This is a genomic window from Paraburkholderia monticola, assembly GCF_001580545.1.
Taxonomy (GTDB): Bacteria; Pseudomonadota; Gammaproteobacteria; order Burkholderiales; family Burkholderiaceae; genus Paraburkholderia; species Paraburkholderia monticola.
Genome location: NZ_LRBG01000037.1, coordinates 773,661 through 792,359 on the forward strand (window position 1 = coordinate 773,661; position 18,699 = coordinate 792,359).

The 18,699-nt window shown below is 65.6% G+C and carries 12 protein-coding genes and 1 pseudogene; 8 read left to right on the forward strand and 5 right to left on the reverse strand.

Annotation, left to right across the window (positions count from 1 at the left end; all coding sequences use genetic code 11):
* Positions 1 to 92: 92 nt before the first annotated feature.
* A pseudogene (locus CI15_RS27395) lies at positions 93 to 2,034 on the reverse strand (sigma-54-dependent Fis family transcriptional regulator).
* A 411-nt stretch (positions 2,035 to 2,445) separates the two neighbouring features.
* On the opposite strand from CI15_RS27395, the gene CI15_RS27400 reads away from it, so the two are divergent.
* The 5 genes from CI15_RS27400 to lipA all read left to right on the forward strand — a co-directional run bounded on the left by CI15_RS27400 (position 2,446) and on the right by lipA (position 7,744).
* Positions 2,446 to 3,510 carry an ATP-NAD kinase family protein gene (locus CI15_RS27400; RefSeq protein WP_062133983.1) on the forward strand — a complete coding sequence of 355 codons (1,065 nt, stop codon included), beginning with the start codon at positions 2,446 to 2,448 and terminating at the stop codon, positions 3,508 to 3,510.
* A 73-nt stretch (positions 3,511 to 3,583) separates the two neighbouring features.
* Positions 3,584 to 4,567 carry a thiamine pyrophosphate-dependent dehydrogenase E1 component subunit alpha gene (locus CI15_RS27405; protein ID WP_062133986.1) on the forward strand — a complete coding sequence of 328 codons (984 nt, stop codon included), beginning with the start codon at positions 3,584 to 3,586 and terminating at the stop codon, positions 4,565 to 4,567.
* A gap of 85 nt (positions 4,568 to 4,652) precedes the next feature.
* Positions 4,653 to 5,657 carry an alpha-ketoacid dehydrogenase subunit beta gene (locus CI15_RS27410; RefSeq protein WP_062133988.1) on the forward strand — a complete coding sequence of 335 codons (1,005 nt, stop codon included), beginning with the start codon at positions 4,653 to 4,655 and terminating at the stop codon, positions 5,655 to 5,657.
* 3 nt (positions 5,658 to 5,660) lie between these two features.
* Positions 5,661 to 6,770: an acetoin dehydrogenase dihydrolipoyllysine-residue acetyltransferase subunit gene (locus CI15_RS27415; RefSeq protein ID WP_062133991.1), complete on the forward strand. Its 1,110-nt coding sequence runs from the start codon at positions 5,661 to 5,663 to the stop codon at positions 6,768 to 6,770.
* A gap of 5 nt (positions 6,771 to 6,775) precedes the next feature.
* Complete coding sequence (gene lipA, locus CI15_RS27420) at positions 6,776 to 7,744, forward strand: lipoyl synthase (RefSeq protein WP_062133994.1); 969 nt, start codon at positions 6,776 to 6,778, stop codon at positions 7,742 to 7,744.
* 1 nt (position 7,745) lies between these two features.
* Here lipA and CI15_RS27425 read toward each other — a convergent pair whose 3' ends face one another.
* On the reverse strand, positions 7,746 to 9,104 hold the full coding sequence (locus CI15_RS27425; RefSeq protein ID WP_062133998.1) for a DNA-binding protein: 1,359 nt from the start codon (positions 9,102 to 9,104) through the stop codon (positions 7,746 to 7,748).
* Positions 9,105 to 9,352: 248 nt separating this feature from the next.
* On the opposite strand from CI15_RS27425, the gene CI15_RS27430 reads away from it, so the two are divergent.
* From CI15_RS27430 to CI15_RS27440, 3 genes are all read left to right on the forward strand, one after another.
* Positions 9,353 to 10,849, forward strand: coding sequence for an alkaline phosphatase family protein (locus CI15_RS27430; RefSeq protein WP_062134001.1), 1,497 nt, complete (start codon positions 9,353 to 9,355; stop codon positions 10,847 to 10,849).
* A 260-nt stretch (positions 10,850 to 11,109) separates the two neighbouring features.
* The gene (gene treA / locus CI15_RS27435; RefSeq protein WP_062134004.1) at positions 11,110 to 12,918 is read left to right on the forward strand and encodes an alpha,alpha-trehalase TreA; all 1,809 of its coding nucleotides are present in this window, start codon (positions 11,110 to 11,112) and stop codon (positions 12,916 to 12,918) included.
* Between the two features lie 156 nt (positions 12,919 to 13,074).
* Positions 13,075 to 14,370 (forward strand): MFS transporter, encoded by a 1,296-nt coding sequence (locus tag CI15_RS27440; RefSeq protein ID WP_062134007.1) that lies wholly within the window; start codon positions 13,075 to 13,077, stop codon positions 14,368 to 14,370.
* A gap of 54 nt (positions 14,371 to 14,424) precedes the next feature.
* Here CI15_RS27440 and CI15_RS27445 read toward each other — a convergent pair whose 3' ends face one another.
* From CI15_RS27445 to CI15_RS27455, 3 genes are all read right to left on the reverse strand, one after another.
* Entirely contained in the window at positions 14,425 to 15,669 is a 1,245-nt protein-coding gene (locus CI15_RS27445) for a D-amino acid dehydrogenase (protein WP_062134011.1), read from the reverse strand.
* A gap of 33 nt (positions 15,670 to 15,702) precedes the next feature.
* Positions 15,703 to 17,754 carry an elongation factor G gene (fusA, locus tag CI15_RS27450; protein ID WP_062134014.1) on the reverse strand — a complete coding sequence of 684 codons (2,052 nt, stop codon included), beginning with the start codon at positions 17,752 to 17,754 and terminating at the stop codon, positions 15,703 to 15,705.
* Positions 17,755 to 17,850: 96 nt separating this feature from the next.
* Complete coding sequence (locus tag CI15_RS27455) at positions 17,851 to 18,696, reverse strand: urea carboxylase-associated family protein (RefSeq protein ID WP_062134016.1); 846 nt, start codon at positions 18,694 to 18,696, stop codon at positions 17,851 to 17,853.
* Positions 18,697 to 18,699 lie beyond the last annotated feature (3 nt).

Below are 18,699 nucleotides of genomic sequence, written 5' to 3' on the forward strand. Positions count from 1 at the left end.
GTTATTCTGTTCAAGGCGTTTGTTTTTATCGTTATATTTTTTGTATTGATCTTACCGGCGCAATGATTTTCCGTCAAAGCAGGAGCAACCGCCTAGGTGCGATGCGGCCCGACGATGCCCAGCCGCGCGATGCGCCGGTAGAGCGTCGCGCGCGACATGCCTAAAGCCTGCGCGGCGGCGTTCGGCCGCCATTGACACCGGGTCAGTGCGGCAACGATCCGTGCTCGTTCGTCGTCCGGGCTGGCCGGCGAGGTGGAGTCCGTAGCGAGTACCGGCGTGGCCGCGGACGCGAGTTGCGCCGCGAGGTCCGGCGACACGTGCCGCAACTCGACGCGAGCCGAATCGCAGACCGCGCACGCATAGCGCAATACGTTGCGCAACTGCCGGATGTTGCCGGGCCACGCGAAGGCGGCAAGCTGCCCGGCGAGTTGCTCGTCGAGCATCAGCACATGGCCGGCCGCCTGGGCTTCCTCGTTGAACACCGTATCTACCACCTCGCGGATGTCGGTGCGCTCGCGCAGCGGCGGCATCCGCAGCGTCGCGCCGCTGAGGCGATAGTAGAGATCTTCGCGGAACGATCCGGCTTCGACCATGTGCATCAGATCGCGGTGCGTTGCGCAGATGACGTCGATATCGACGCGTACCGGCGCATCGCCGCCGAGCGGCACCACTTCGCCCTCGGCCAGCACACGCAGCAGGCGCGTCTGCAGACCGAGCGGCATATCGCCGATTTCATCGAGAAACAGTGTGCCGCTATGTGCGAGCGCGATCTTGCCGCGCGCGCCACGGCTGCGCGCGCCGGTGAATGCGCCCGGCGCGTAACCGAACAGCTCGCTCTCGATCAGCGGCTCCGGAATCGCGCCGCAATTCACGGCGACGAACGGCCGGGTCCGCCGCGAACCGGAGTCGTGCACCGCGTGCGCGAACACCTCCTTGCCGACACCGGTTTCGCCGAGCAGCAGAAGCGGAAGCCGCTTGCCGGCGATCCGCAACGCGACGTCCGCGTTGCGCGCGATCCGTTCGTCCGAGCTATTCAGGAAGCGCGACATCGCGCCGATGCTGCTGTCCGCCTGCGACTCACCCGGACGGACTGCGAGGGGCGGGGGGGGCCGCGCGTCTCATCGGAGCGCGAATACGCGCGTACAGCATCGCGCCGGTCGCGCGCAGCCGCAGCGCCACGATCATGTCGGTGCGCGCGACGTCGTGCAGACGGACATCGGACGTATCGAATATCTCGTCGAGGTGACGCGGAGCGTCGAGGCCCGCGATGCTCTCCTGTGCCTTGCGGTTCGCGGCGGCGATGTTGCCGCATTCGTCGAACGCGATCAGCACTTCGGGTTGTGCTTCGACGAAATGGCGGCTTTGATGGCCGAACAGGATCCAGTGCTGCGCGGTCTGATTCAGGAAGTAGCCATCCTCGATCAAACTCGCGCTTTGCCGCACCAGCTGAAACACCAGCCCCTGGCTGTCGCGGTTGTCGGGCGAGTGGATCGCCGAGGCATCGAGCACGCCGATCAACTCGCCCGTCGGCGCGAAGATCGGCGAAGCGCTGCACGTGAGGGTCGTGAACGCAGCGCGGAAGTGATCGGTCTTGTGCACGGTGATCGGCGCGAGATCGGTCAGCACATTGGCGATGCCGCACGTGCCTTCTTCGCGCTCGGACCAGCACGAGCCGATATATAGCCCCGCGTGCTTGAAATCGTTGCGCCGGTCGCGGTCGATCCGATAGTCGATCGTGACCCCATGCGCGTCGGACAGCATCACGCAATAGTCGGCGACCCGAATCATCTCGTGCAGCCGCGCAAGGCACTGGCCCGACGCGCGCAGAAAGGCTTCCTCCTTGCCCTGGACTTCGCGCAGCTCCGCGGACGACAGCACGCGCGGGCCGATCACGGAGCCGGGGTCGAGCCGGTACTGCTCGAACGAGCGCTGCCACGACGAGACGAGGCGCGGCGAATTGGCAGGGGCGGGCAGGCGTCCTTCGATGGCCGCGCGGACGCGATCGATGTGCTGCGTTTGAGAAACGTAGGGCATGGCCGGCTCCAGGCGAGCGACACCGAGTAGGGCGAGTCCCTGTCTTGTAGCACATCCATCATGAGCAATCACATTGCGGCGCAGCACGTGAGACGCGTGAGACGAATGTCTCAGCGACTGGCGACACACCGGTCCGATCGGGCAAACCCGTGTCTGGCGCGGTACTGCGCAAGCGTCGCGGCGTGCTTCGAGCCTTGCGGCACGTCGCGCGACGTGTGCCTGAGACACAGTGAACTGCGCGGGGCAGGTCTGATGAAAGCGCTCCGGAACGCCAAAGCCCCGCGTCAGCCCTTTGCCTGCGACGCTTTCGGCCCCAGCGCACGGCGCGCAAGCAACTGGCCCGACCTTTGCAGTATCGGGGTTCATCAAAGCGAGTCCGCGCTTCGCGACGCGCATACAGGAGACAAGCCAGTGCTATCGCCCATCACCGTCGGCGTGATCGCGAACCCGGCATCGGGCCGCGATATTCGACGCCTCACCACACACGCATCGGTGTTTCCGACCGCCGAGAAAGCGAACATGGTCGTGCGCCTGCTCGCGGGCCTCGGCATGCTCGGCGTCGGTCGCGTGCTGACGTTGCGCGATCGGACCGGAGTCGCCGCGTTGGTGCTGCGCGCGCTCGACACGCATGCGGCCGTGGCCGAGCCGCAGCCCTGGCCTAACGTCGAATTCCTCGATCTGCCGATCACGGACAGCGTGACGGACACCCACGCGGGTGTCGCGCAAATGGTCGCGATGGGCGTCGATCTGATCGCGGTGCTTGGCGGTGACGGCACGCATCGCGCGGTCGCCGCGCATTGCGGCGACGTGCCGCTGCTGACGCTGTCGACGGGTACCAACAACGCGTTTCCGGAGCTGCGCGAAGCGACGGTCGCGGGCCTCGCGGGCGCGCTCGCCGCATCCGGGCTCGCGCCGCCCGATGTCGCGCTGACGCGCAACAAACGTCTCGTGGTTCGCTGCGTCGCGGGCCCGAATCAGGGGCGCGAGGAAATCGCGCTGGTCGACGTGTGCGTGAGCCGGCAGCGTTTCATCGGTGCGCGCGCCATCTCCGAGCCGGCGGATCTCGAAGCGCTCTTTCTCACGTTCGCTGCGCCGGATGGCATCGGCCTTTCGGCGATTGGCGGCGCGTGGGCGCCGGTCGAACGCAGCGCGCCGTACGGGCTGCATCTGCGGTTCGCGCGTGCGGGCGAATCCGGCGTGCCGATCTTCGCGCCGCTCGCGCCGGGCCGCGTCGATCAGGTGACGATGCGCGCCTGCGAGCGCTTCGAAGCCGGCTGCTGGACCCCGCTGCATACCGAACAAGGGACGCTCGCCTTCGACGGCGAGCGCGAGATCGAGCTCGAACGCGACGACCGCTACGAGATCGCGCTCGACTGGGCGGGACCGCTCACCGTGGATGTCGGCCGCACGCTGCGCTATTGCGCGTCGCGGCAGTTGATGCGCGAAGCGACGGCGCGTCGAGGGTCATCAACTTAGGAGGAAGCAAACGCCTGAAGCAATGCTGGCTGAAGTAGCAGTGACCATCGAGATCATTGATAGGAGACACACCATGTCTGTTTCGACCCAGTTGAGCAAGGACAAGCTGCTGGAAGCGTATCGGATGATGCGCACGATCCGCGAGTTCGAGGAGCGTCTGCACGTCGAATTCGCGACCGGCGAGATACCGGGCTTCGTGCATCTGTATGCCGGCGAGGAGGCGTCGGCGGTCGGCACGATGATGCATCTGAACGACGCGGACTATGTCGCGACCACCCACCGGGGTCATGGCCACTGCATCGCGAAGGGCGTCGATGTGCGCGGCATGATGGCCGAAATCTACGGTCGCAGCACCGGCGTGTGTCGCGGCAAGGGCGGCTCGATGCACATCGCCGATCTGTCGAAAGGGATGCTCGGCGCCAACGGGATCGTCGGCGCTGGCGGTCCGCTCGTGTGCGGCGCGGCACTCGCCGCGAAGCTGAAAAAGACCGGCGGAGTCGGCGTGTGCTTTTTCGGCGACGGCGCGTCGAACCAGGGCGTGATCTTCGAATCGATGAATCTGGCTTCCGTATGGCGCCTGCCGGCGATTTTTGTCGCGGAGAACAACGGTTATGCGGAGGCGACCTCGTCGACGTGGTCGGTCGCGGCCGACAACATCGCCGACCGCGCGAGCGGCTTTGGCATGCCCGGCGTGATCGTCGACGGCTTCGATTTCTTCGCGGTGCACGAGGCGCTCGGCGCCGCGATCGAGCGGGCGCGCGACGGCGGCGGCCCGACGCTCGTCGAGGTAAAGCTGTCGCGCTATTTCGGTCACTTCGAAGGCGATGCGCAAACCTATCGCGCGCCCGGCGAAGTGCAGAAACTACGCGACGAAAAAGACTGCCTGAAGCGCTTCGAGGAGCGCGTGGTGCGGGCCGAAATGCTCAGTGCCGACGAACTGCGCGGCGTCGACGCCAAGGTCAAGCAGTTGATCGACGGCGCGGTGGCGGAAGCGAAGGCTGCGCCGTTGCCGACGGCCGCGGATCTGCTGACCGACGTGTACGTGTCCTATCCGTAATGCGCAACGCGAACATTCAACCTTCAGCTTTGCATGGGATCGGACTAAGCGCTAAAGCGCTAACTCCGATCGACAGGAGACAATCATGGCAAGGAAGATTACGTATTCCCAGGCGATCAACGAAGCGCTGAGCCAGGAGATGGCGCGCGACGAAAGCGTCATCGTGATGGGCGAGGACAACGCGGGGGGCGCCGGGTCCCCAGGCGAACAGGATGCGTGGGGCGGTGTGCTCGGCGTAACGAAAGGGCTCTTTCATAAATATCCGGGGCGCGTGCTCGACACGCCGCTGTCCGAAGGCGGCTTCATCGGCACGGCGGTCGGCGCGGCCGCATGCGGGCTGCGTCCGGTGGCCGAGCTGATGTTCATCGACTTCATGGGCGTGTGCTTCGACCAGATCTTCAATCAGGCCGCGAAGTTTCGCTATATGTTCGGCGGCAAGGCGGTCACGCCCGTCGTGATTCGCACGATGCAGGGCGCCGGCCTGCGCGCGGCCGCACAGCACTCGCAGATGCTGACGTCGCTTTTCACGCACATACCCGGGCTGAAAGTGGTGTGCCCGTCGACGCCGTACGACGCGAAGGGTCTGTTGATCCAGGCGATTCGCGACAACGACCCGGTGATCTTCTGCGAGCACAAGCTGCTGTATGGGCGGGAGGGCGACGTGCCGGAAGAGTCGTATGCGATTCCGTTCGGCGAAGCGAACGTGGTGCGCGACGGCGACGACGCGACGATCGTCACCTATGGCCGGATGGTTCACCACGCGACCGACGCCGCCGAAAAGCTCGCGAAAGAGGGCATCCAGGTCGACGTGATCGATTTGCGCACGACCTCGCCGCTCGACGAGGAAACGATCCTGGAGAGCGCCGAGCGTACCGGACGCGTCGTCGTGGTCGACGAGGCGAATCCGCGCTGCTCGATCGCGACCGATATCGCCGCGCTGGTCGCGCAGCGCGCGTTCCATTCGTTGAAGGCGCCGATCGAACTCGTGACCGCGCCGCATACGCCCACGCCTTTCGCAGGCGTGCTCGAGGATCTGTATATCCCGTCGGCGGAGAACATCGCCGCGGCCGTGCGGAAAGTGAGGAGCTGAGCAATGCCGATTCACATGATTACGATGCCCAAGTGGGGACTGTCGATGGAGCAGGGCCAGGTCAACGGCTGGCTCAAGGAGATCGGCGAAAAGGTCGCGAAGGGCGACGAGGTGCTGGACGTCGAGACCGACAAGATTTCGTCGGGCGTCGAGTGCGCTTTCGACGGCCTATTGCGTCGCCAGATCGCGCAGCAGGGCGACACGTTGCCGATCGGGGCGCTGCTTGGCGTGGTCGCCGACGAGGCGAGCTCCGATGCCGACATCGACGCGGCGGTCGAAGCGTTCCAGCGCGACTTCGTGCCGGCCACCGCGGACACCGCGGAGGCCGGGCCGCAACCGGAAAAAGCGCAGATCGGCGGGCGCACCGTGCGTTACCTGAAGATCGGCGACGGCGGCACGCCCGCGGTGCTGATCCACGGTTTCGGCGGCGATCTGAACAACTGGCTCTTCAATCATGCGGATCTCGCCGCGCACCGCGCCGTGTGGGCGCTCGATCTGCCGGGGCATGGCGAGTCGGGCAAGGCGGTCGAGACCGGCAGCCTCGACGAACTGGCCGACAGCGTGATCGCGTTTCTCGACGATCGGGGCATCGAGCGCGCGCATCTGGTCGGCCATTCGATGGGCGGCGCGGTGTCGATGACGGTCGCCGCGAAAGCGCCCGAACGCGTCGCGTCGCTGGCATTGATCGCGGGCGCGGGGCTGGGCGCGGAGATCAATCGCGAGTACATAGAGGGTTTCGTCGAGGGCAGCAGCCGCAACGCGCTGAAGCCGCATCTGGTGAAGCTGTTCGCCGACGGCTCGCTGGTCACGCGGCAATTGATCGAAGACATCGTCAAGTACAAACGCCTCGAAGGCGTGAACGACGCGTTGCGCAAGATTGCCGGGTCCGCGTTCGAAGGCGGGGTGCAGCGCCGCATCTATCGGGACCGGCTCGACACGCTCGCGCCGCGCACGCTGGTGATCTGGGGCGCGCAGGACCAGATCATTCCGGCCGCGCACGCGCAGGGGCTGCCCGCTCAGGTGCGCGTGCACGTCATCGACGGCAAAGGGCACATGGTGCAGATGGAGGCTGCCTCGGAAGTGAACCGCCTGCTCAACGAGTTCTTCGGATAAACGCGATGGACGCCTCTATTCAAACCGACAGCCTCACGGCGCTTGGCCAGCATGGCAAGCGCAACCGCGACAAGCTTGCCCGCATTCCGGTGAAGATCGTGCCGGCGGACGATTCGACGGTGTTGCCCAAACCACCCTGGCTGCATGCGCGGCCGATGATGAGCGAAACCGTGGCGGGCATGGCGGCGATCCTGCGCGAACACAGGTTGCACTCGGTCTGCGAAGAGGCGATGTGTCCGAACATCGGCGAGTGTTTTGCGCAGCGCACCGCGACATTCATGATCATGGGAGGGATCTGCACGCGGCGCTGTGCCTTCTGTGACGTGGCGCATGGCCGGCCGCAAGCGCTCGACGACGACGAGCCCGCGCGGCTCGCCGATGCAGTCGCCGCGCTCGGGCTGCGCTACGTGGTGATTACATCGGTGGACCGCGACGATCAGCGCGACGGCGGCGCCGCGCACTTCGCGCGCTGTATTGCGCTCGTGCGCGAGCGCGTGCCGGGCATTCGCGTGGAAATCCTGACGCCGGATTTTCGCGGGCGAATCGACCGCGCGCTCGACGCTTTGTCCGGGGCATGGCCCGACGTCTTCAACCACAACCTCGAGACGGTGCCGTCGCTGTACCGGGCGGCACGGGCTGGCGCCGACTACCACGGCTCGCTCGAGTTGCTGGCGCGCGTGAAACGGCAGAACGCCGCGGTGCTGACCAAGTCCGGCCTGATGACCGGCCTCGGCGAGACCGACAGCGAACTGCTCGCGACGATGCGTGATCTGCGCGCGCACGACGTCGACGTGCTGACGATCGGCCAGTATCTCGCGCCGTCGCGGTATCACATGCCGGTGCGGCGATACGTGCCGCCCACGACGTTCGACATGCTACGCGACGAAGGCCTGAACATGGGGTTCAGGGAAGTGGTGTCGGGGCCGCTCGTGCGTTCGTCGTATCACGCCGATCGGCTTGCGGGAAAGCTTTGAATCAGGCCGGCGCGGTTTCGGGGTTCACCTTCGACACCAGACCCGTCTTCTCGTCGTAGCGGTAGCCTTGTTTCTCGAGGTGAGCGTTGATCGTTTCGACGACCACTTGCTGCTGCTTTTCCTTGCGCAGCAAGTCATGCTCAGGATTGAGCTGGCCCAGTTCAGCCGCAAGCAGGCGGCTCAACGACGCCTCGCCCGCGCCGCGGGCGAGGACGAGCATCATTTTTTCATTCGACTGAGCCAGTTGCTGCTTCAGTACGTTCGAGTAGTCGGACCATTTCCTGACGGTCTCGCGCGCTTCGGCAATCGCGGCGGCATGCGTTTGCGCGTCGCGCGCAAGCTGCTCCTTCAAGGCGTCGAGCTCTTGCGAGTCGACAGCCGCCGGCGACGCCGACTCCGCGCCCTCGACCTGTCCGCTCGCCGCAGCGCTTGCGGCGCGTTCCTGCGCCTCCGACAAACTGGCCGACAGCCTCGCGATTTCCGAGGCATCCGCATCGCGCTCATCGGTCAGGCTGGCGATTTGTGCCTGGGCATTCTGCAATTCGAGCGCGGCGGCATCCCGCTCGGCATGCGCGCCCGTGACCTCTTCGCGTTGGGCTGCGAGCGCTTCCTGCTCGGCCTGCAGCTCCGCGCGAATCGCTTCGAGTTCGCTTTCGAGACGAGCGACCGCTTCCAGATGCGCAGCGTCGAGCGCTGCGCGCTCCGCTTCAGCTTCCGGCGTGTCGGCAACCAGCTCGGCCGAGTCGTCCTCGCCTGTCACGTCGCTGCCTTCCCGCGACGACGCTTCACGCCCCGCGGCCAGCTCCGCGCGCTCCAGTTCCGCTTCGAGCAGCGAAACGCGCTCGGCGAGTTGCTGCGCGCGCTTCTCCGCTGCGTCGGTGCGTTGCACCGCGAGCGCGATGTCCTCTTCGAGGCCCGCCACCGCATCGACCTTCTCGTCGTAGGCGGTTGCCATCTGATTCAGCTGGACCTGCAGCGCATCCAGTTCCTGGACGGTGGTTTGCAGTTCCGTGAGCGCGTCGTCGCGTTCGTTGCTGGCATCCTCGACACGCTGGCGCATCGCGGCGAGGCGGCGCGCCACCGCGCGTTCGGCTTCGTCCTGCGCCGAGGTCCAGAGCCGATCGAGCGCGTCGCGCATCGTGTCCGTCACGGTTTCCGGCAAAGCAGGACGTTCTACGACCTGCGGCGCCCGCGCAGCGCGTGTTTCGCGCCACTTGCGCAAGGCCGCCGACACCGCGACCACCGAGCCGGTATGAACTTCGGACCAGATGGCCACGGGCGACACCTTCTGGCCCTCGTCAGCCATCCGGTTGGCGATTTCAGCTATGAGTTCGTCCGTGATCGTAATATTGCTTGACATGTCTGCCTCGACAAAGTGCACGTGGTGACGAATACCGTTTCGTCGTTCGGGGAGGCAGCCGCGCGATGGAGCCCGCCTCGCATAGCTACGAATTGTCGGCTACCTGCGCGGCGGTCAATCGTTCGAAAAACCTAGGTTACGGGGGGCTTATTCGTGGGATTGCGCCGCTCGCGAGCAGCCGCCTGCCGGAGCCTTGGGCTTGAAATTTGCTGCCGAGGGCGCGGCTGCATCTCACCAGGAGACGTGCCATGGGCGACGAGACTCACCAGAATCACGGCTACGACCGCCGCCGCTTTCTTGCCGGCGTGGCCGCGGTGGCCGGCGGCGTCGCGCTAACGGGTTGCGGGAGCGTCGGCGGACCGGGCGGAGGCGGAGGATCGAACGGCGGCAGCGGCGACGCCCCCGCGCCTTCGATTGCCGACATTCCGTCGCCGGACGCCGCCGACCGCTATAGCCTGCCGCGCCCGGCGTTGCCCGCGCCGGACAGCTCGGGCGTCGACTTCATCGTGCTCGTCACGATGGAAAACCGCTCGTTCGACCATTTTCTCGGCTGGCTGCCCGAAGCCGAGGGCAGGCCCGCGAACCAGCAGTTCAAGGACGCTTTCGGCGCGACGCAAACGCCGTTTTCGCTATCCGCGAATCCCGCGTACGGCTATCAGGCGTGCGCCCACCAGGATCCCAATCACAGCTTCCAGGGGGCCCGCACGCAACTGGCATCGGGCGCGATGAACGGCTGGCTGCTCACGCCGGGCACCAGCCTGAACCAGGGCGATCTGCTGCCGATCGGCTACTACACGTCGGCCGATCTCCCGTTCTTCAGCGCCGTGGCGAGCCACTACACGATCGGCGACTTCTATTTCAGCGGCATCCTGACCAGCACGTTTCCAAACCGCCTCTACCTTCATAGCGGCGCAACGGATCGGCTCGACGACAGCAATGACACGTCCTCGCTCACGACGATCTGGGACAAGCTCAGCGACGCCAACGTCGGATGTAACTACTACTACCGCGACGTACCCTTCACGGCGCTTTTTGGCACCCGGTATCTCGGCATTTCGCGCCCGTTTGCGGATTTCCTCGCGAATGCGGCAACGGGCACGCTGCCGCCGTTCTGCATGGTCGACCCGGCATTCGTGGGTGAAGAGGAAGGCTTTTCCTCGGACGATCATCCGCATGCGGACATCCGCGACGGCCAGGCGTTTCTTGCGCAGGTGTACGAGGCGCTGCGCACGAGCCCGAACTGGAGCCGTACGCTGATGATCGTCGTCTATGACGAATGGGGCGGCTTTCTCGAACACGTAGTACCGCCCACCCGGCCGATCGGCATCAGCGAATTCACGCTCGGCAACGACGGCAAGCTCGGGTTTCGCGTGCCGCTCGCGCTGCTTGGCCCACGTGTGAGCGCGGGCACGGTCACGCGCTATCCGTTCGACCCCAGTTCGATTCACGCGCTCCTGCAATGGCGCTTCGGCTTGCAGCCGCTCGGCGTGCGCGGCAGCGATCCGGCGACGTTCAATCTCGCCTATGCACTAGACTTCAGCGGCGCGCCGCGCACCGATGCGCCCGCGTTCACGGTCGCCCCAGGGCGGTTCGGCGGCGTATGCCTCGCGGCGGCCTCGCGTTCGTCGTCGAACGCGGTAACGGCGATCGACCGGTCGCAAAAACTGGCGATCAACCCGACGGCGGACCGCTTTGCGGAGCTGCGCGCGAAGGCGGCGTCATTGGGATTCCAGACTGGAGGTTAGCGCTGGACCTCGGCCCATCGTCCGTCACTCATCTTTCGGAAGAGCTTGCGAAACGCCCTCGTTTTGCGAAGCGGGTCCCGCATTTGCTTGCGACAGCGTCTCGTAGCCCCGCAGTCATGTGCGGCGTGTCTTCGGTACGCGCTGTGGCCTTCCACGACGACGTCGCCGCGTCGTCCTCAACGGGTTCGCCGATGCCATCCCGTTACGACTTGCCCCTTTTGCGTGCGTGCGCGCGGCTTTGCCGGTGCGCTGTCGCAGCCGTGGCTGCGGCGTTGGCGCTTGCCGCCAGCACCAGCGTCGGCGCGCAAGCCGCGCCGGCGTATGCGCAGACCCATCCGGCCGTGCCGGTCGTTACGCTGCCCGCTTCGGCCGTCGCCGCGAATGCCGCCAGCAGCGCCTTGCTCCGGCGCGCCGAAGACGCCGAGCACGCGCAACCGTCACCGGTCGTGGCGACGCCGCCGTCCGAGCTGTACGGCGAGCTGTACCGCGACGTCGAACTCGCGCATCTCTATCCGGACAGCAAGACCTTCGCCGATATGGTCCCTAGTGAGCCACCGACGCAGATCGTCGCCGATTACGACAGCGCGCGCACGCAGCCGCGCTTCGACCTCAGGCAATTCGTCGAACAGCATTTCACGCTGCCGTCGCGCGCAGCGAAGCGCTACGTGTCCGATCCTGACCAGAGCGTCACCGCGCACATCGATACGTTGTGGAGCGTGCTGCGCCGCGAGCCGGATGCGAGCGCGAGCCCGTACTCGTCGCTGCTGCCGCTGCCGTCGCCGTACATCGTGCCGGGCGACCGCTTCGACGAGATCTACTACTGGGATTCGTACTTCATCCTGCTGGGGCTCGACGCAAGCGGCCAGCGCGCGCTCGTCGACGACACGCTGAACAACTTCTCGACCTTGATCGACCGCTATGGCCACATTCCCAACGGTAATCGCACGTACTACCTGAGCCGTTCGCAGCCGCCGTTCTTCGCGCAGATGGTGCAACTCGTCGCGCACAAGGAGGGCGACCAGGTCTACGCCCGCTATCTGCCCGAACTGCGTCGCGAATACGCGTACTGGATGGACGGCAGCCAGCGCCTCGCGGCCGGCAACGCGACGCAACACGTCGTGCGCTTCACCGACGGCACGTTGCTCAATCGCTATTGGGACGAGCGTGCGGCGCCGCGCGACGAGTCGTACCGGGAGGACGTGATGACGGCGCAGCAGACGCCGCAACGCGATGCGCAGGAGTTGTGGCGCAACCTGCGCGCGGGCGGCGAATCCGGCTGGGATTTCAGCTCGCGCTGGTTTGCCGACGGCCGGACGCTCGCGACCATCGACGTGACCGCGCTCGTCCCCGTCGACCTGAACTGCCTGATGGTGGAACTCGAACGCACGCTCGCGAAAGCCTACCGCGTGAGCGGCGATGCAGGCCACGCGGAGAATCTCGAACAACGTGCGCGCGTGCGCGCCGATGCAATCCGCCGGGTGCTGTGGGACCCGCAACTGCACGCGTTCGGCGACTACGACTTCGTGCATCGCACGCTCACGCACCGGCTTACGGCCGCGACCGTGTATCCCCTGTATGCCGGCGTCGCGACGCGCGAAGAGGCGCGCGAACTGGCGCAAACGATCCGGCGCGCGCTGCTGCGCTCGGGCGGTCTCGCAACGACGCAGACCCGCACCGGCCAGCAGTGGGATCAACCGAACGGCTGGGCGCCGCTGCAGTATCTCGCGGTGATGGGACTGCGCCGCTATAGCGAACCGGAACTTGCGCGCGATATCGCGACGCGCTGGATCCGTACCGACGTCGCGTACTACCAGCGCACCGGCAAGCTGGTCGAGAAGTACGACGTCGACGCGAGCGACAAATCGGCCGGCGGCGGCGAGTATCCGCTACAGGACGGCTTTGGCTGGACCAACGGCGTGCTACGCGTGCTGATGCAGCTCTATCCGGACGCGGTGAGCTCGACGAAACCGGCCGATCTGCCGGGTGGGGCGGCGGGAGTATCGGGTGCGGCGGCATCGGCGGCGGCCGCGCCGCAGACCTCGCACAGCACGTTGCCCGGGGGCCGCTAGTTGCAAAAGCGGCGCAACGAGGCCCGCGAGTTCCGCGAGTTCCGAAGAGGTAGTAACGATACCAGGATGACGGGTTGACTGCCTGATGACGCCGGAGCCCGTTACGATGCTTCGGATAGATCGAGCGGACGCTCGTCACCCTGGAAAGTCCCGAAGATGAATCGCAAACTCGACGTACCGACAGCCGACCCTGTGCCGCCGCAGCCGCATGCTCCGACGGCGGCCAAGGCCGCCCCACCAGCCGACGACGAAGCCGCCGCACACTGGCAGCGCAATCTCGGCGTGTGCGTGTTCGGCTCGTTCACGACCATCGTCGCAATGACCCTGCTGCTGCCGTTCCTGCCGCTCTACGTCGAGCAACTCGGCGTGAAGGATCATGCGGCGATCGTGCAGTGGTCGGGTGCCGCGTTCGGCGCGACCTTCTTCAGCGCCGCGCTCGTCGCGCCGCTGTGGGGCAAGCTCGCGGACCTCTATGGCCGCAAGCTGATGCTGATCCGTTCGAGCCTCGGCATGGCGGTCGCGATGTCGCTGATCGGCATGGCGCATTCCGCGTGGCAACTGGTCGCGTTGCGGCTGCTCGCGGGGCTGCTCGGCGGCTATGCGTCGGGCTCGATGATCCTCGTCGCGACGCAGACGCCGAAGGCGCGCTCGGGCTGGGCACTCGGCGTGTTGTCGTCGGGGATCATGGCGGGCAATCTGGTCGGCCCATTGCTGGGCGGCTTCCTGCCGCCGCTGATCGGCATCCGCGCGACCTTTTGGGCATCGGGCGCGGCGATCTTCGTCGCGTTTCTCGCGACGGCGTTTCTGATCCGCGAAAAGCCGGTCCGCAAACGCGCGGACAACGCGTCGAAGCAGGGCGCGTGGGCCTCGGTCGACGACAAGGGACCCGCCATCGCGATGCTCGCCACGGGTCTGCTGCTGATGGTCGCGAACATGTCGATCGAGCCGATCATCACCGTCTACGTCGCTCAGCTCGTGAAGCCTCAAAACGTGACGATGGTCGCGGGCTTCGTGATGTCGGGCGCGGCGCTCGGCAGCGTGATCTCATCGTCGCGGCTGGGCAGGCTCGCCGATCGTGTCGGGCATTGGAACGTGATCGTCGGCTGCCTCGCCGTATCGGCGTTGCTGCTCGTCCCGCAGGCGTTCGTCACCGCGAGCTGGCAGCTGATCGTGCTGCGCTTCCTGATGGGCATGGCACTCGGCGGCCTGTTGCCGTGCATCGCGAGCGTGATTCGCCACAACGTCCCGGCGAGCGTGACGGGGGCGATTCTTGGGTATTCGGTGTCGTCTCAGTACGCGGGGCAGGTGGCCGGGCCGCTGTTAGGCGGTTTCGTCGGCGGACACGTCGGCATGCGCGCGGTGTTTCTCGGCACTAGCATCCTGATGGCGCTCGGCGCGCTCGTGAACTGGCGCGTGAAGTTGGCGCGGGGACGGGCGGCGGTAAAGCGCTGATCAGGGCATCGTGGCCATTCGCGTAGAACGTTAGGCCTTCCCGCCGAGTCACCATCAATCGCCAAGCAGCCCCACCATCGGAATCGCGGGCGTGAGTCCCGCGATCAGGTCGGCCGTGATGCGAGCCGATCCGTGCGACATCGTCCAGCCGATGTGACCGTGGCCGGTATTCAGATAGAGATTGCGATACTTCGTGCGCCCAAGAAACGGTAAGTTCGTCGGCGTCATCGGCCTGAGCCCGGCCCACATTTCGGCGCGATCGTAGTTGGCGCCGTCCGGGTACAGTTCGCGTGTCACGCTCTTCATGAACGCGAAATCAGAGGGCTGGTGGCTCGTATCGTAGCCGGCGAACTCCGCCGTCGCGGTGACCCGGATCCGGTCGCCAAAGCGCGAGATCGCGACCAGGTTGTGCTCGTCGATCGCTGCGATGGTGGGCGGCATGGGCCGGCCATCGATCGGGATCGTGAGGGAATATCCCTTGATCGGATAGATCGGAAGATCGATGCCGATCTGTCGGCCAAGTACCGGACTGTAGGGGCCAAGCGCCAGCACATAAGCGTCGCCTTTCAGAAGGCCTCGGCTCGTGCCGACGCCCATCACGTCCTGCCCGGCGGTTTCGAAGCGCTCGATGGTGGTATCCGTCAGAAGCGTGCCGCCACGCGCGACGACGATTTGCGCAAGGGCGCGGGTGAACTTCGCGGGGTCTCCGGTCTCGTCGGTCGGGCAGTGGATGGCGCCGGCTATGCTGTTTTTTGCCGGTGCCAGCGAAGGCTCGAGTGCGACGACCTGATCGCGACTGAGAACGTTGATGACCTGTCCATCGGATTCCAGCAGCTTCATGTGTTCGATGCCGCGGTCCAGCGCTTCCTGCGTCCGATGGAAATACAGAATGCCGCGCTCATTCCGATCGTATTCGATGGCGTTTTCGGCGACCACATCCTGCAACACACGCTGCGAGTACGCGGCCAGCCGATGCTTGAGCAAGGTATTGCGACGCGCCTTCTCCGAGGTGCATTCCATCAGGAAGCGCCACGACCAGCTGTAAAGCCTGGGATCTGCCGAGAACTTGAAGCGCAACGCCTGATCCTTCAGCACCAGCGATTTGAGCAGAATCATCGGCGCTTTGGGTGAAGACCAGACAAACGAATGCCCGGGCGCGATCATGCCCGCGTTGCCCCAACTGGTTTCCGCTGCGACTAAAGGCTGGCGCTCGACGATCACGACCTCATGGCCATCCTTCTGTAGCTGGTACGCGGTCGTCACACCGACCACCCCGCCCCCGAGCACGATAATTTTCATAATGTCCTCAGATGCAACCGGGGCCCGGTGCATTCACGACAGCGCGGCGTCGCTCCGGTTTTTGTGCTGTGCAACCAACGATTCCTGCGTGGCAGCGGGCACCGGCGCGTAATGGCTCAGTTCGATGCTGTAGCTGCCGTGTCCTCCGGCGATCGCGTTCAGACGCGATTGATAGTCGTTGAGCTCCGCCAGCGGCACCTGGCCCGCCACGACCACGGCATCGGCGGCGGACGGGCGCGAACCATGAACCTGGCCGCGTCTCGACGACAGATCGCCAATGATCTCGCCCATGGTGGGTTCCGGTGTCGTCACCTCGATATCCACGATAGGTTCGAGCACGATGGGCTGGGCTTTGAGCACCGCATCGATGAAGGCTTTGCGCCCGGCGGTGACGAAGGCCACTTCCTTGGAGTCGACCGAATGGCTCTTGCCGTCGAGGACCGTGACTCGCACGTCCTGCATCGGGACGCCGGCAAGGGGCCCGCTCTCGATCACCTGGAGGATGCCTTTTTCCACCGCGGGAATGAACTGGCCGGGGATGGCGCCGCCTTTGACTGCGTCGACGAATTCGAACCCCGCGCCTCGCGGCAGCGGCTCTACGCGCAGCATGACTTCCCCGAACTGTCCTGCCCCGCCGGATTGCTTCTTATGGCGGCAGTGCCCCTCCGCGCTGCCGCCGATGGTCTCGCGATAGGCGATTTTCGGCGGTCGCGTGACGACTTCGAGCTTGTACTGGTCGGTCAGGCGCTCCAGCATATAGCGCAGATGCAGCTCGCCGAGGCCTCGCACCACGGTCTCGTTGGTGGTGGGCTCGCGCTCGATACGCAGACACGGGTCTTCCGCGGTCAGCTTCTGTAGCGCTTCCCAGAGCCGCTGTTCGTGACCGCGGCGCGCCGGCTCGATCGCGAGGCCATAAATGGGCGTCGGGAACTGGGGCGGCACGAGGTGAATGTTGCCGTCCTCGGGCGCGTCGTGCAGCACGGCATCGAGGCCGATCTCGTCGGCCTTGGTCACCGCGCAGATATCGCCGGGACCGGCACGCAGGACATCGACGTGCTCCTTGCCCTGCAGCATCAACAGATGGGCGACCCGGAACGGCTGCCGCCGGTCGCCGATATAGAGCTGCATATCGCGCTCGATCGTGCCCTGATAGATCCGAAACACGGCCATCTTGCCGATGTAAGGGTCGATCACGATCTTGAAGGTGTGGGCCAGCACGTGTTTGTCGGCGACCGGTTCGGCACGCACGACTTCCTTATGGTGGCCGGTATCGCGGTAGAAGAGCGGCGGATTGCCCTCCATCGGATTGGGCAGAAGCCGCACGAACACATCGAGCAGTGCCTCGATGCCGGCACCGTTAGCCACCGACGTGAAGCACACCGGCACCAGATGGCCTTCGCGCAGCGCGCGCTCGAACGGCTCGTGCAACTGTTCCGGACGGATGGCCTCGCCTTGCTCCAGGTAAAGCTCCATCAGGGCCGGGTCGAGTTCGATCACCTGATCGATCAGCGCATTGTGCGCTGCTTCCACGGACAGGAAATCGGCGTCTCCGTCCGGGTTGAAAAAGCAGTCCACCACCTCGCGGCCGCGCTGCGCCGGCAGGTTGATCGGCAGGCATTCCGTGCCGAAGGTTTGCTGGATTTGCGCCAGCAGCCCTGGAAGGTCGACCTTTTCTCCATCGATGCCGTTCACCACGATCATTCTGCAGAGCTTACGTTCGGCCGCCCAGTTCATCATGCGCCGCGTGGTCATCTCGATGCCGGTCTGCGCATTGATGACGACGGCTACCGTCTCGACCGCGGGCAGCGCGCTGATCGAGGGCCCGGAAAAGTCGGGATAACCGGGCGTATCGAGCAGATAGATGCGGGTGTCGCGGTAGTGCAGGTGAGTGAGGGTGGAGTTCAGCGAGTGATGATACTTCCGTTCGAGCGGGTCAAAATCGCAGACCGTCGTCCCTCGGTCGACGCTGCCAGGCGCATGGAGCGCGCCGCCGTGGTACAGCAGCGCTTCGACGAGCGAGGTCTTACCGCTGCTGGCATGCCCGACCAGGGCGATGGTACGGATGGCATCGGGGCTATAAGGCATGTTGGCCCTCTCGCAGGATGGGGAGTGGGGCCATTATTGGTGAAATCGCGCCGCTCTGCCAGATCGAAGCATCGTACGATTCGCGCCGCGGCCGTCTCACTTCCATTGCGGCTGATCCAGCACCATCCCGTGCTGGCCCTTGTAGGCGGCCACAGGGGGCGGCGCCCAGCCGTCCAGCAGCTCGGGCGCGAGTTGCCAGACCTCGATGCCAAGCGGCCGGCACACGTCCAGCGGATCGCGCGCGTCGGGGCCCCACATCGGCACCGACAGATCGCCGCCCGGACAGGTCGACAGTGCGCACAGCAGATCGATCTCCGCGAAGAATTCGAGGTAATCGCCTTTCTGTGCGGGACACGCCTTCATGAAGTATTTGTCGTCGAGATTCAGGCCGGTGCACTGGAACACATTGAGCACGTCGTGGACGTCGTACTCGGTCAGCCCGTACGGCGCGATGGCGCGCGTCAGGTTCGAGTGGCAATGGAAATGAAAGTCCTCGCCGGTCAGCATCCGGTTCACATAGGGATCGCAGCGCGTGCCGAGCAGATCGTGCACGCGGCCGCCGTGTTCGTCGACGCCGTAGCCGGCGAGACTGTCGTCGGTGATGGTCACCATCGGACGCAGAAACGGCAGCGTCGACCACAGACGATCGAACGTGCTCACGTGAGCCTGCTGCAACTGGCGCGTGCGCGAGGCCCACATCCGCTCGCGCGGGTTGTGCCGGTTCCACAGGTTCAGGTCGGCAACCTGCGGGCCCTCGATCGTGACGATCCGGAACACGTGGCCGGCCGGCACGGTCCACGCGCGTCCCGAGCGAATCGGCACGACGATCGACTCGACCAGCGTGCGCGTGTCGTGCCGCGAAGCGATGCGCTGATAGAACGCCTTGTCGACATCGAGCGCGGAGCCTTTCGTGGACTGATACGCCGCAGGGTAATTCAGCATGAT